Origin of the sequence: Amycolatopsis kentuckyensis (genome assembly GCF_002155975.1) — a bacterium.
Classification (GTDB): Bacteria; Actinomycetota; Actinomycetes; order Mycobacteriales; family Pseudonocardiaceae; genus Amycolatopsis; species Amycolatopsis kentuckyensis.
This window is the reverse complement of the sequence record NZ_MUMI01000088.1, coordinates 1-13,070: the sequence shown is the minus strand read 5'-3', so window position 1 is coordinate 13,070 and position 13,070 is coordinate 1. Positions and strand designations below refer to the sequence as shown.

At 72.4% G+C, this 13,070-nt stretch carries 10 protein-coding genes and 1 pseudogene; 2 read left to right on the top strand and 9 right to left on the bottom strand.

Annotation, left to right across the window (positions count from 1 at the left end; genetic code table 11):
* A partial coding sequence (locus CCN39_RS09420) for an AfsR/SARP family transcriptional regulator (protein WP_086840404.1) occupies nucleotides 1-2,100 on the top strand: 2,100 nt, incomplete at its 5' end.
* Here the strand turns inward: CCN39_RS09420 and CCN39_RS09415 are convergent.
* Nucleotides 2,087-2,446 carry an STAS domain-containing protein gene (locus CCN39_RS09415; RefSeq protein WP_086840400.1) on the bottom strand — a complete coding sequence of 120 codons (360 nt, stop codon included), beginning with the start codon at nucleotides 2,444-2,446 and terminating at the stop codon, nucleotides 2,087-2,089. The genes CCN39_RS09420 and CCN39_RS09415 overlap by 14 nt on opposite strands.
* 160 nt (nucleotides 2,447-2,606) lie before the next feature.
* Between CCN39_RS09415 and CCN39_RS09410 the strand changes: the two genes are divergently transcribed.
* Nucleotides 2,607-3,095, top strand: coding sequence for an amidohydrolase family protein (locus CCN39_RS09410; RefSeq protein WP_244210688.1), 489 nt, complete (start codon nucleotides 2,607-2,609; stop codon nucleotides 3,093-3,095).
* Here CCN39_RS09410 and CCN39_RS09405 read toward each other — a convergent pair.
* The 8 genes and pseudogenes from CCN39_RS09405 to CCN39_RS09370 all read right to left on the bottom strand — a co-directional run.
* The gene (locus CCN39_RS09405; RefSeq protein ID WP_086840398.1) at nucleotides 3,075-5,963 is read right to left on the bottom strand and encodes a beta-galactosidase; all 2,889 of its coding nucleotides are present in this window, start codon (nucleotides 5,961-5,963) and stop codon (nucleotides 3,075-3,077) included. The genes CCN39_RS09410 and CCN39_RS09405 overlap by 21 nt on opposite strands.
* 42 nt (nucleotides 5,964-6,005) lie before the next feature.
* A complete protein-coding gene (locus CCN39_RS09400; protein ID WP_086840397.1) occupies nucleotides 6,006-6,992 on the bottom strand; it encodes an arabinan endo-1,5-alpha-L-arabinosidase in 987 nt (328 codons plus the stop codon).
* A 133-nt stretch (nucleotides 6,993-7,125) separates the two neighbouring features.
* Complete coding sequence (locus CCN39_RS09395; protein WP_086840395.1) at nucleotides 7,126-8,148, bottom strand: pectinesterase family protein; 1,023 nt, start codon at nucleotides 8,146-8,148, stop codon at nucleotides 7,126-7,128.
* 65 nt (nucleotides 8,149-8,213) lie between these two features.
* On the bottom strand, nucleotides 8,214-8,984 hold the full coding sequence (locus CCN39_RS09390) for a pectate lyase (RefSeq protein ID WP_086840402.1): 771 nt from the start codon (nucleotides 8,982-8,984) through the stop codon (nucleotides 8,214-8,216).
* 211 nt (nucleotides 8,985-9,195) lie between these two features.
* Nucleotides 9,196-10,482, bottom strand: coding sequence for a pectate lyase family protein (locus CCN39_RS09385; protein ID WP_086840393.1), 1,287 nt, complete (start codon nucleotides 10,480-10,482; stop codon nucleotides 9,196-9,198).
* A 10-nt stretch (nucleotides 10,483-10,492) separates the two neighbouring features.
* Complete coding sequence (locus CCN39_RS09380) at nucleotides 10,493-11,434, bottom strand: DUF6807 domain-containing protein (protein ID WP_086840392.1); 942 nt, start codon at nucleotides 11,432-11,434, stop codon at nucleotides 10,493-10,495.
* A complete protein-coding gene (locus tag CCN39_RS09375; protein ID WP_244210685.1) occupies nucleotides 11,431-12,651 on the bottom strand; it encodes a Gfo/Idh/MocA family protein in 1,221 nt (406 codons plus the stop codon). Before CCN39_RS09375 ends, CCN39_RS09380 begins: the two co-directional genes overlap by 4 nt.
* Before the next feature lie 16 nt (nucleotides 12,652-12,667).
* Nucleotides 12,668-13,070, bottom strand: a pseudogene (locus CCN39_RS09370) (Gfo/Idh/MocA family protein); the annotation flags it as partial.

Sequence of the window (13,070 nt, the reverse complement as noted above, 5' to 3'; positions counted from 1 at the left end):
GACCTCGGGGTGCTGGGACCGTTCGAAGTGCGGCTGGACGGCGAGCCGCGGGACGTCGGGGGGCCGCGCCTGCGGACCCTGCTGGCCGTGCTGACGGCGGAGGCGGGCCGCGTGGTCAGCGTTCCCGCGCTGATCCGGGCGTTGTGGGGTGAGGACGCTCCCGCGCACGCGGACCGCACCGTGCGAACGTACCTTTCGCGGCTGCGCGGCACGGTGGGCCCCGACGCGATCCGGACCCGGTCGCCGGGCTACGTCCTGCACCTCGAGCCGGAGGCCCTGGACGCCGCGCGGTTCGAACGGCTCGCCGCCGAGGGACGGCGGCAGCTGGCCGCCGGTGAGCCCGCGGCCGCCCGGGAGCGGCTGGCCGCCGCGCTGGACCTGTGGCGCGGCCACGCCGCCTACGAGGAGTTCGGCGACGTCGAAACCCTGGCGGCGGAAGGGATGCGGCTCGACCGGCTGCGGCACAACGCCGTCCAGGACCGGATCGACGCCGACCTGGCGACCGGCGAGGACACCGGGCTGATCGCCGAGCTGGAGGCGCTGACCGCCGCGTTCCCCGGCCACGAACGGCTGTGGGCGCAACTGATGACGGCCCTCTACCGGGCCGGGCGGCAGAGCGACGCGCTGGAGGCGTTCCGCCGGGCCCGGCACGGGCTGATCACCGCGTCCGGGGTGGAGCCGTCACCGGTGCTGGCGCAGGTGCACCGCCAGGTGCTCGCCCACCACCCGGCGCTGCTCGCCGGCCGGGCCGCGGTGGTGGCCGCTCCCGACGACGCCCTCACCGCGGGTGAGCACGCCCTGTTCGAGGACGGCGACCTCCGGACCAGCCGGGAACACTTCGAAACCGCCTACGTCCGGGCCGAGCGGACCGGGGACGCCACCGCGCTCGCCCACGCGGCCCTCGGCCTGGGCGGGGTGTGGGTGCACGAACACCGGACGGCCGTCGCGGCGGCGTCGCTGCTGACGCGGTTGCGGCACGCCCTGGAGCAGGTGGCCCCCGGTTCGGCGCTGGAGCACCGGCTCCGGGCGCGGCTCGCGGCCGAACTGGACTACGAGGCGGGCACGCACGAGCGGGTCATCGCGGCGGCGTCGCGGACGCGGGCGGCGGGTGATCCGGTCGCGCACGCCGAGGCGCTGAGCCTGGCCCACCACTGCCTGCTCGGCCCGGACCACACGGCGCTGCGGCAGGCGCTCGCGACCGAACTCGTCGGGGTGCGCTCGGGCCGGCGCACCGACCTGGTGATGGGCGTGCTGTGGGACACCGTGGACCGGTTCCTGGCCGGCGACCCGCACGCCGAGCGACGCCTCGGCGAGCTCGACGATCTCCTGGCCGAGCGCAAGCACCTGGCGGCCGGATTCGTGGCCGACGCGCTCAAGGTCATGCTGGCCATCCGCGCGGGCCGGTTCCGCGAGGCCGAAGCGGGGGCGCAGGCGTGCGCCGAGGTCGGCCAGGCCGCGGGCGACTTCGACGCGCTGGGCTGGTACGGCGCGCAGCTGGTGGCGATCCGGTGGTTCCAGGGCCGCCTCGGCGAGCTGGTGCCGGTCCTGGACGGCCTGATGCACTCGCCGACGCTGAGCCCGATCGACAATTCGTACTACGCGGCCCTCGCGGTGGCGGCCGCCTCGGCCGGCGACCGCCGCACGGCCGCGGGCGCCCTGGCGCGGCTGTGCGGCGAGGACCTGGGGGCGCTGCCGCGGTCGAGCACCTGGCTGACGTCGTTGTCCGGGGCCGCGGAAACGGCGTACCTGCTCGACGACCACATGACGGCGGCGCGGATCCACGAGTTGCTGGCACCGTTCGCGCAGCTGCCGGCGATGGCGAGCTTGGGGGTCGCGTGTTTCGGCTCGGTCCACCACCCGCTCGGGACAACGGCGCTGACGGCCGGCGACCCCGGCCGGGCGGTGCCGCACCTGCAGGCCGCGGTGCGCCACAACTTGGCGCTCGGCCATTGGCCGGCGGTGGTGTTTTCGCGCCGCCGGCACGCGGAGGCGCTCATCCGGCGCGGGGAGCCGGGCGACCGGGCGGCCGCCGACCGCGAGTGGGCCGCGGCCGACGAGGAGGCACGGACGTTCGGCGGGCCGCCGGTCACTGGGCGATGAGCTGCTCCTGCCGGCCTTCCAAGCGGAACAGCGAAGCAATGGCCGCGCGGTCCAGTGCGCGCCGGACCACGCCGGAGGGGTTCAGGGTCAGGTCGATCCCCGCGTCCGCGCAGCGGGCGCGCAAGCGGCCCAGTGCTGCCACGCCCGTCACCCCGCAGAACCCCACGCCCAGCAGGTCCACCACCAGCCGCCGGGGGGTGGCCGCCAGTGCGCGGTCGAGTTCCTCGTCCAGGCGGGGCCGCGTCGCCATGTCGATTTCGCCCGTGACCGTCACCCGCAGCGTTCCCGGGCGGGTTTCCGCGGTCGTCGCCGTCAGCAGCATCGCGGACAGGTCGAGGGCGCTCATCGAGGTGCTCCTTCCAGGGAGATCAACGGTCGGTGATCATCTCCTACCCCGCCTCCACCGGCCCCAAACAACGCGGATGTGTGTAACGCTCGGAACGACCGTGAGGAGCGATGATGCCCGGACTTCTGCTGCGCGACGGGCGGCCGGGCTAGCCGGACGGGTGACCGTCAGCCACGCCTACGCCCTCGGCCAGGCCGACGCCGCGACGCAGGACCGGCTGGCCGCCGGGCTGGCCGAAGCCGGCATCACGATCACCACCGCCGCCGTCTTCGACTTCCCGGTGCCGCCGGTCAAGAAGCTGCGCGCCGCCGGGGTGAACGTGGCGTGCGGGCACGACGACATCCGGGACCTGTGGAGCCCGTACGGCAGCGGCGACCTCCTCGACCGGGCGATGCACCTGGCCTACCGCAGCACCTTCCGCCGCGACGAGGACATCGAACTCGCCCTGGAAGCCGTCACCTACGGCGGCGCGAAGGCCCTCGGCCTCGGCAGCTACGGCCTCGCCGAGGGCGCCCCCGCCGACCTCGTCGTGGTCGACGCGGAGACCCCGGCCCACGCCGTCGTGACACGGCCCCCGCGCGACCTGGTCGTCAAGGCGGGCCACGTCGTCGCCCGGACCGCGGCCCTCTCACGGCCGCCAGCCCGGTGAGAACACCGGCCGGACGCCGACTCCGCCGCGGGCCGTGCCCAGGTCGGTCAGCGCCACCTTCTCCAGGCCGTTGCCCGGGCCGCCGTCGCTGGTCACCGCCAGGGCCAGGGTGTTGCGGCCGCGCGGGTCAAGGATCCCGGTCGGCAGCACGAACGTGTGCTGCGGCCCGACGTCCCCGATGTACTGGCCGACGTTCCAGCCGTTGAGGAACACCAGCACCCGGTAGCGGCCGCCGGAGCGGGGCTTGGCCGGGTCGCCGATCGTCAGGCCCACCGACGTGTCCACGTCACGCGGAACGCGCATCGCGAACGTCGTGCGGTACCAGGTCGTCCCCGGGTCGGCCGCCGGAGCGGGCACCGCCGCGGGCGTCCACGCGCGGTCCGGGAAGCCGGGCAGGTGCCAGCCCGCGCGCTCGCCCGCGAGACCGCCGCTGTTCAGCGGGCCGCGCACCGGGTCCGCCGTGCCGCCCTGGAGCTTCCACGCCACCCCGGCCAGCGACGACGAGATCAGCCCCCGGCCTTCCTTGTGCGCGTCGTTGACGCCGCCGTCTTCGTTGTGGCCGTTGTTGCGGACCATCACCGACAGCACGTGCGGGCCGTCCCCGCGCAGCCCCTCGGGCACGGTGAACGCCGCGGTGCCGGTGGTCGGCGGCGCGGCCAGCGCGGACGGCAGGACGTGCTGGCCGAGGTACTGCCCGTCCAGCCACGCCTGGAGCATCCCGGCGCCCCCGCCGCCGTAGCGCAGGCTGACCTGCTCCCCCGGCGTCCCGGTGAACCGCCCGCGGTACCAGACGTCGCCGACGCCGAAGCCGTAGTCGTCCGCGGTCAGCACCGGCTGCCCGGCCGGCGGCGGGGTGGTGCTGTTGGTCGTGGTCCGGTCCGCCGGGCGCCACGCCGAGTCGTCGTACCCCGGTCCGGCTTCCGGGGAGCCGGGCGCCGAGCGCCAGCCGGTGAGCTCGGGCAGGCGCGGGTCGGCCGGTCCCGGCAACGGGCGGACGGCGAGCAGGCTGCCCGACGCGGTGGGCCGCACCGGCACCGGAGCGCCGTTCCACCACAGCAGCGGACCGCGGGCGCCCCACACCTCGAGGTCCCTCGGCGCCTTCGTGTCGCCGGTGAGCACGAACCCGGCGTGGGCGGTCCGCACCAGGTCCGGGCCGCGCACGAGCAGGCCGCCGACCGGCCAGAAGGTGTCCGCGGTGGGGTCGTCGGCGAGCAGCAGCGTGACGGCCGGGCGGCCGCCACCGCTGATCCGGACGCGCGCGAGCCCGTCGTGGCGGTAGTTCAGCCGCAGGTCGGTGCCGGACCAGGTCGTCGTGACGTTCCCGGCGAGGACGTCCACCCGCGGCGGCGTCGCGTACCGCAGCACCGTCTCGCCGTCCTCCCCCGGCCGGCCGTGCAGCAGCACGGTGCCGGCGGCCTGGGCCATCAGCTCCGACGTCGAGTACACCAGGTGCTGGCCCGCGACGTCGAAGTTCGCCACCAGGTACTTCGCGTCCTGCCCGGTCAGCCGCAGCGGCACCGGGTATTCACCGTCCGATGTGGACAGCGGGAAGGTGAAGGTGTCGTCCGTCGTGGCGTTCGACGGGTTGTGCACCGGCAGGTAGAAGTGCACGCCGGTGTCCGGGTTGACGTTGTGGTAGACCTTCACCGCGGCCGACGACGGCGTCACCGGTGCCGCCCGGTCCATCTTGGCCAGATCCGGGACGGTGGCCAGGAAGGAGCCGATCTCCTTCATCGTCAGGGCTTTCGGGCGCAGCTGACGGCCTTCGTCGATCGCCGAGCCGTAGTCGTAGGAGCTGTAGACGACCGGCGCCGGGAGCCCGCCCCACGACGTGCCGCCGAAGGTCATGTAGAAGTTCTGGAGGGTCAGGCCGTTCGCCAGGTTGGTGCCGTAGAAGACGCGCTCGTAGCCCGGCCCCTGCCGCACCGCGGTGCACGGGTAGGTGCCGTTGCTGCCCCAGTAGTCGAACCAGCCGCCGCCGAACTCGGCGACGAACCCGGGCGTGTTCGGCGACGCGCTCGCGCCGCCCTTGGCCCCGCCCGGCCCGTAGGTGCCCCAGTCCGGCGCGACGTTCGGGTTGCCCGGTGTCGCGTCGGTCCGGCAGGTGCCGCCGGGGTAGCCGTCGAAGGCGTAGAGGTCGACCTTGCCTTCGACGGTGCCGGGCACGCCGGAGCCCGGCGGCACCCAGATGCCGTTGCGGCCCTTGTCGTTGTGGAAGACCGGGACGGTGATCCCGTCGGCCCGCACCTTGTCGTAGAGGTGGGCGATGTAGTTGCGCTGCGCGGTCCCGGTGGCGGCCAGCTCGTTTTCGATCTGGTAGAGGACCACCGGACCGCGGCCGTCGGTGTACTGGTGCCGGGCGATGATCCGGTCGATCTGCGACAGCCATTCGTCCGACGCGGCGAGGTAGTCCGGCGCGTCGCTGCGCGCCCGGCCGGCCTGGGTGCTCAGCCACGCCGGGAAGCCGCCGCCGGTGACCTCGGCGTTGATGTACGGGCCGGGCCGGGCGATGACGTACAGCCCGGCTTCGGCGGCGAGGTCGAGCACGCGGTCCATGTCGCGGACGCCGGTGAAGTCGTACACCCCGGGCGCGGGCGAGTGGTAGTTCCAGTCGAAGTAGATCGAAACCGCCGTGTAGCCGGTGGCCTTCATCTTCTGCAGCACGTCCCGCCACAGGTCCGGGCTCGGCAGCCGGAACGGGTGGAACTCGCCGGACCAGACGATCTGGCGGCGGCCGTCCAGCATGAGCGAGTACTTGTCGAACGTGACCTGGTGCTTCGGTGGCGCGGCCGGGGCGGCCGAAGCCGGTGCGGCACAGAGTCCGGTTGCGACGAGGAGAGCGAGCAGGAACGACAGGAACCGGTGCATGGACGGACTTCCGATCGATGATGTATAGGTCGTTATACGCACTCAGTACACGTACGGCCAACCGGCGCTGTCGTAGCCGATCAGGTTGATGCCGAGCTTGCCCGTCAGCGGTGTCGCGTCCGAGTAGTAGTAGTGGTAGACCAGCACGTCGGCGTCGGAGTCGTGCAGCACGGCCACGTGACCGGGGCCGTGGACCGCGCCGTGGCTCGCCAGGATCTGCGTGCCGCCGCCGGCGGTCATGCGGACCCCGTTCCGGTCGGTGTACGGGCCGGTGATCGACGTCGACCGGCCGACCATCACGCGGTAGGTGCTCTTCGTGCCCTGGCAGCACAGGTCCCAGGAGACGAACAGGTAGTAGTAGCCGCCGTGCTGGATGATGAAGGGCGCTTCCTCGGCCGAGGTGCTGCCGGTGCGCTGGGCGATGCCGCGCAGCGCGGTGTCGGAGGTGCTGCGCTTGCCGGTGGCCGGGTCGAGCCGGATCATCTTGATCCCGGTCCACCACGAGCCGAAGCTCAGCCACCAGCGGCCGGAGGAGTCGACGAACAGGTTCGGGTCGATCGCGTTGTAGTCGTTGCTCGTGCTGGTCTGGATGACGATGCCGTGGTTGGTCCAGCTGCCCGGCAGGCCGGTCGTGCTGGTGGCCAGGAAGATCGCCGAGTTGCGCGAGCCGAGCGAGGAAGCGGCGTAGTACAGGTAGTACTTGCCGTTGTGGAACGAGATGTCCGGCGCCCACAGGTACTCCGGCTTGGCCGGGTCGGTGAAGGGCGCGGTCCACGGGGCGCCGTTCGGCCAGACCGAGCCGATCTTCGTGAAGTGGATCCGGTCGGTCGACCGGCGGATCTGCAGGTACTGGTCGGTCGAGTAGAGCAGGTAGCTGCCGTCCGCCGCGCGGATCATCGCCGGGTCGTGCACCGCCTCGATGTCCCCGGTCACGTAACCGGGGTCCGGGTAGGTGGCGGCCTGCGCGGCGGGGGCGCTCAGCAGGGCGGCGGCGACGGCGATGAGGGCCGGGAGACGGCGCAGGCTCATGGGTGTCCTCGGTTCGACGCTGATCCTGGACGCTGTTAACGCTAACAGCGCCCGACCGGAAAATAGTTGACCTTCCCGCTTCCGGCGTCAAGGGCCGGACGGAGGTTTCCCCCGGCCGGCCCCGGCGACGCCGTCAGTGCACGGGGTTCCACCCGTCACTGCCGGCCAGGTACTTCTGCGCGGTGTAGTTCCCGGCCTGCGCGGCGGGCAGCTGCGGCCGGTCGGCGCCGGTCCCCGCGCCCGGGCCGGTGTTGCGGTACTCGGAGAACCGCGCGTCCTTCCACGAGAAGCCCGACATGTCGGTCCACGGCGCCGGCTTGATCGCCGCCGGCAGCGCCGTCTCGCGGATCAGGACCTGGGCGATGGCGTCGACGTCCCCGCCCGGGTGCCACGGGCGGCCCAGGTGGAAGCTCGCGTTCGCCGCCGAGCTGACCACCTTGCTGCCGACGATCAGGAAGCCGTACGGGTTCGACCGCCGGGTGCTGGCCGCGGTCAGGTAGCCGTTGTTGCTGCTCGAACCGCGGTCGAGCAGGGTGATCGCCGCCCGGTCGAACACCGCCGTCGCGCGGCCGAAGAGGAAGTCGACGTCGCCGCTGATGGCGCAGTTGCGGTAGTACTGACGGCCGATCGTGCCGACGGCCGCGGTGTCGGCGTACAGGGTGTCCTGGTGGCCGAGGAAGGTGACGTTGTCGAAGACCATCCGGTCGCCGGTGGTCTTGACCGCGACCGCCTGGGTGTCCTTGATGTCGGGGTGGGCGTTGCGGTCGAAGGAGTTGCGGAAGGTCAGCGCCGTCGCGGTGAAGTTGTTCGCGGCGATCGTGGCGGTCGCGCTGCCCGATGTCCCGTACGTCGAGCCGTCGGGCTTCTTCGTCCCGCTGGCGTTGTCGTAGTCGACGACGACGTCGGAGGCCTTCCCGGTGGTCCCGCGCATGGTGATCCCGGTCTTGCCCGACGGCACCGAAATCACTTCCCGGTAGGTCCCGGGTTTGATCGAGATCGTGCCGCCCGCCGAAACCGCGTTGATCCCGGCCTGCACGGTGGTGTAGTTGCCGGAGCCGTCCTTGGCCACGACGACGTTCGCCGCCGCGCCCGAAGCCGGCGGGGCGGCCAGCGACGCCCCGGCGAGCACCGACGCGACGAGCAGGGTCTTGAACATGACGCCTCCACGGTGGAACGCGCCGGGGGTACCGGACGGCGGCCGTCACCCCCGGCGCGGGTCGGTTACTTGTAGGTGATGTTCGCCGCGGTGTAGAGGCAGTTCGTCGAATCCGGGCCGCTGCCGATCTGCGTCGGCTCGCCGCTGGTGACGCCCTTGTACTTCGTGCAGGGCACGAGCTTGCGGCTGGAGTCGCCGACGATGGTGATCCTGGTCAGCTTGGCCGTGTCGCCGTAGTTGGTGTTGATGCCGACCAGCGCCTTGCCGGGCACGGTCGCGGTGACGTTGTCCACGACGACGTTGCGCTTGTACTGCGTCTTGCAGTTGCCGCAGGAGCGGTACAGCTTGCCGAAGTCGTTGACCTGGAAATTGCGGATGTACATCGTGCCGGGGCCGTTGTGCTGGAACACCTTGTCCGACGCCTTGCGCGCGCCGCCGCCGTCGATGGTCATCGTCTGCGAGGCGGAGGTGCCCTTGAAGGTCGCGGCGTCTTCGCCGACGTCCTCCCACCAGACGTTGAGCAGCGTGCAGGTGCCGAGGCAGTGCACGCCGTCGGCGGCGGGGCTGCCCAGGACGACGTTCTTCAGCGTGGTGCCGTTGGCCAGCTGGAAGAGCGGGCTCTGGCCCTCGTCCTGGCCGCCGCTGCCGAGGTCGCCGGTGCCGTAGAACCTCTTGAGCCCGCCGTCGTAAGTGCCGCTGGTGACCTTGATCGTCGCGCCCACCGGCACGCTGCTGCTCGGGCTCGGCCACGAGGCGGCCGACGCGGTGGCGCCGGTGCCGACCGCCGCCGAAACGGCGAGCGCGGCGACCGCCACCACCCGGATGATCCGGGACATCTTCGGGGGAACCATTCGTCACTCCCTGGTCTCGTGCGTTCAATCGGCGCTGATGGAAAACGTCCGACCGGGTTGTGAAAGCGCTTTCTCGCCACCGAGTTTCGGGTTGCGGGCAGGCGGTGTCAATGTCGTTCGCCGCAGCGGTACGCATGTCGCCCGGATGGTCGCCGACCGCGGGGGTTTTCTGAAAACGCCGAAACTGTCGAAGGTTTCAGCGGCCGGGTCCGGCGCCGGCGAGCACCAGCGCGGGGACCGCCCACGCGGGGTCGAGGCGTTCGACGAGAGCGGGCTTCCACCCGACGTCCGCGCCGAGGTCCGGGTCGTTGGCCGCGTTGTATTCGGCCAGCAGGTCGACTGCCCGCGGCCACTGGCCGCCCTGCGCCACCAGCGTGCCGGTCGCGTGCAGCACGGTTCCCTTCCAGTAGTGCACCAACTGGCCCAACGGCAGCCCGGCCGGAATGCGGAAGAAGTTGTTCTCCGCGTAGATGCGGGACTCCACGCCGACGCCGATCGAATACGTGTAGGCGGCCGGATCCTCGACCAGGTAGAGGTTGTCGTAGACGTGCACCTGGCCGTACCGCACCCGCGGCGCGCGCTGCCCGATCTCGGAGAACAGGTTGTGGTGCAGGGTGACCCGCAGCTTGCCGACGTCGTAGGCAGGCTTGTCGGTGTTGCCGATCAGCATGGTCTTGTCGTGGTCGAGCAGCCGGTTGTAGGACACCGTGACCAGGTCCGCGCCGTTCACGACGTCGAGCAGGCCGTCGTGGACCTCGTACTTGCGGCCGAAGTACGTCGGCTGCCGGTCGTTCCCGCCGTCGCTGAACTCGTTGTGGTCCACCCAGACGTGCGTCGCGCCGACCAGGTCGAGGTTGTCGTACTCGGAGTTCCAGTTGCCGTCGGCGGTGTCGAGCGGGTCCCACTGCGGGAAGCAGTCGTGGGCGTCGGAGAAGTGCAGGTTCCGCAGGATCACGTTGTCGCCGGTGACGCGCAAGGTCAGCCCGTGCAGCGTGGCGTGCCCGCCGAGGCCGACGATCGTCGTGTTCGGGCCGACGTCGAGCACGACCTGCCGGGCCTGGTTGGCCTGTGACCGCTCGCGGGCTTCTTCGAGCGGTCCCGACGGCGGCACTCTCCCCCACGTCGCCGGGTCGTAGGCCGCCAGGTAGGCCGGAAGGCTGTACCCGGGATCGGCGAAACTTTCACAGCTCGCCGGCCGGTCGGCGGCGTCCACGTTGCCTTCGACGGTCCCGCGGACGTAGATGATCTTCGGGGCGCCCGGGTTCGCCGCCAGTGCGGCCGCGAGCTCGGATCGCTTGGTCACCGTGCGGACGTCGCCGGGGGCGGCGGCCGAGCCGCCGGTGGTCCCGGTGGTCGCGGCGGCCCAGCCGTCGTGCGCCCCGAGGACGACGCGGCCGGGATCACGGCCGTGCGCTTGGGCGGGTGCCGCGGTGAGGGTCAGTCCGAGCAGGGCGAGGCACCCCGCGAAAGCCTTCCAGCGCATGTCGGCTCCTCTAGTCGGTGTCCGGTCTCCTGAGCACCCGCGCCGCGTGCCGGGCGAGCCCGGCCGTGTCCGGGGCGCCGTCGATGACGACGACGTGGTGGGTCAGTGCCAGCTCTTCGCCCGGTTCGAGCAGCCACGGCCGGTGGTAGGTCGCGGCGAAGCTGACCACGGGGAACGGTTCGGCGCGGACGTACCAGGCCGTCGGGTGGGCCGCGTTCTCCGGGCTGTCGGCGAACAGCAGCGTCGAGGTCCGCAGGCTTTCGTCGTGCTGCCCGGTGAAGGCGAGCCACGGCGCCCGGTGGCCCATCGCGTCGGCCGCGGACTTCCCGTCCGACGTGCGGACCGTGCCGCCGACGAAGGACCTCGGCCCGCGCCAGAACAGCCCGCCGTAGCCGGCGGTGTCGCGTCCTTCGGTGACCGGGCTCCCCCAGCGCAGCTCGTGGCCGCTGGTGTTGCGCAGCCGGCTGGACCAGGTGAGCGTCCAGTGCCCGCCGCGCAGTGAGACGTCGCCGAACCGCAGCGTCCGGTGTTCGGTGAGCCAGCGCCGTCCGGCCGCGGTGCGCCAGGCCAGCTCGTGGCGCAGCTCGCAGTGGCCGCCGGCGTCGTCGATGCTCTCCCAGCGGACGTGGCCGATGGTGCCGTTGTTGTCGAGCGGGGTGTAGCCGCGGCCGCGGACGTAGGTGCGGCCGCCCCAGAAGTTCTCGCCCGAAAGGTGGGCCATGGTGAACTGCAGGCCGTTGTGCCAGGTGTGGTCGTGCGGCCGGACCGCGGTCACGATCTCCCCCGCGGTGGTCCGCAGCGGGTGCAGGTACGGCTTCGGCGAGTCCCCGGCCGGTGTCGGCGGCTCGACGACGTACTCGGCCAGGACGACGTCGCCGAGCCGCACGCGCACCCGGCCGTCGGCCTCCTCGGTCGCCTCCGGTGTGCCGTCGCCCACCGCGGCGCGGCTCACGCCGGTTCCCCGATCTCCCCCAGCAGTTCTCCGACGGACACGGACCGGCCGGTTTCCAGGGACCGGTTCGCGGCCAGGCCGGTGAGCAGGGCCTGCAGGCCGGCGTCGTGGTCGGCCGCGCAGCCGAGCGCGTCCGGTTCGGCGTCGCCGAGCAGTTCGGCGAGCATCCGTTCGTCGCCGCCGCCGTGGCCGTCCCCGAGGAGTCCCTCGAACACGGCTTCCGGCGGTTCCCAGTGCCGTTGCACGGTCAGCCGGGCCCGCGCCCGCTTCGGCACCGGCTCGGCGCCGGACGCGTACTCGTTCTCCCGGACGTCCAGCTCCAGCCGGCCTTCGCTGCCGGAGAAGGCGACGCGGTAGCCCTCCCGCGGCGAATAGGCGTGGAGGTGGTAGTTCAGCACCGCCCCGCTGTGGTGGCGCACGAGCACCGACAGGTCGTCTTCGATGGTGACGCCGGGCGCGAACACGTCCTGGTTCCGGACGTACCCGTCTTCCCGCTCGGCGTCGCGGTAGAGCGCGCGCAGCTTGGGTGAGGCGTCGAGGTCCAGCGCGAACCGGTCGCCGGCCGCACGGTGGCCGTTCTCGTCGCCGTAGAAGAACAGCCGGCCCAGCGCGAACACCGTCTCCGGGCCGCTGCCGAGCCACCAGTTGACGAGGTCGAAGTGGTGGCCGGACTTGTGCACGAGCAGGCCGCCGGAGTTCGCCTTGTCCCGGTGCCAGCGGCGGAAGTAGTCGGCGCCGTGCGCGGTGTCGAGCAGCCAGCTGAACTCGACCGAGCCGACCTCCCCGATCGCGCCGCCGGCCAGCAGCTCCCGCACCCGGCGGTGCACCGGGTTGTACCGGTAGTTGAAGGCGACCCGCACCGACCGGCCCGTCTCGCGCCGGGCCGCGAGGATCCGCCGCGCGCCCTCGACGTCGGTGGTCATCGGCTTTTCCGTGACGACGTCGCAGCCGGCTTCCAGCGCGGCGACGACGTAGTCGGCGTGCGTGTGGTCCGGGGTGCACACCACGACGACGTCGATGCGCTCCTTCGCCAGCATGGCGGTGAAGTCCGCCGGCCGGTAGCCGGGGATCTCCGTGCCGAGCCAGTCGTTGTGGACCCGCATGCGGGTTTCGTTGTGGTCGCAGAAGGCCGCGAGCTCGGCCCGCGGCGAAGTGGCCAGGGCCCGGGCGAACAGCTGGGCCCGGGAGCCCAGGCCGACGATCGCGTGGCGTCGCACCGCCACCACCTCACTTTCAGGCGCGCGTTCCGGCGCCGGTCCAGGGCAGGGCGAGTTCGGAGAAGAGCGCGAGCCGCTCGGCCGCGGTGTCGACGTCGCGGTCCACGCCCGGCACGACGAAGTGCCGTTCGGGCCCGGTGTCGACGGCCTGGACCCATTCGGTGGGCAGCGGCCGCGGTTCGGGGGCGTCGCGGACCGCTTCCACCAGCGCGGTGAACGCGCGGGTGGCGGCCAGCGGAGCCAGCAGCGGCTCGCCGTCGCGGAGGTGCGCGACGAGGTTGGCCAGCAGGTCGCGGGGTGGCGCGACCTTCCGCTCTTCGCCGCCGATGGTGACCAGGTCGGTCTTGTAGTGCCAGCGGATCCGGCCCTCGGTGCCGTGGACCAGCACGTACGGCTCGTGGTCGGCCTCGGCGTCGAGC

Bases quoted from the DNA above. Each gene is read 5' to 3' on its own strand.
- CCN39_RS09415 (WP_086840400.1), bottom strand. From the start codon at position 2,446: ATGAGCGCCCTCGACCTGTCCGCGATGCTGCTGACGGCGACGACCGCG.
- CCN39_RS09405 (WP_086840398.1), bottom strand. From the start codon at position 5,963: ATGCACCGGTTCCTGTCGTTCCTGCTCGCTCTCCTCGTCGCAACCGGA.
- CCN39_RS09390 (WP_086840402.1), bottom strand. From the start codon at position 8,984: ATGTCCCGGATCATCCGGGTGGTGGCGGTCGCCGCGCTCGCCGTTTCG.
- CCN39_RS09395 (WP_086840395.1), bottom strand. From the start codon at position 8,148: ATGTTCAAGACCCTGCTCGTCGCGTCGGTGCTCGCCGGGGCGTCGCTG.
- CCN39_RS09400 (WP_086840397.1), bottom strand. From the start codon at position 6,992: ATGAGCCTGCGCCGTCTCCCGGCCCTCATCGCCGTCGCCGCCGCCCTG.
- CCN39_RS09385 (WP_086840393.1), bottom strand. From the start codon at position 10,482: ATGCGCTGGAAGGCTTTCGCGGGGTGCCTCGCCCTGCTCGGACTGACC.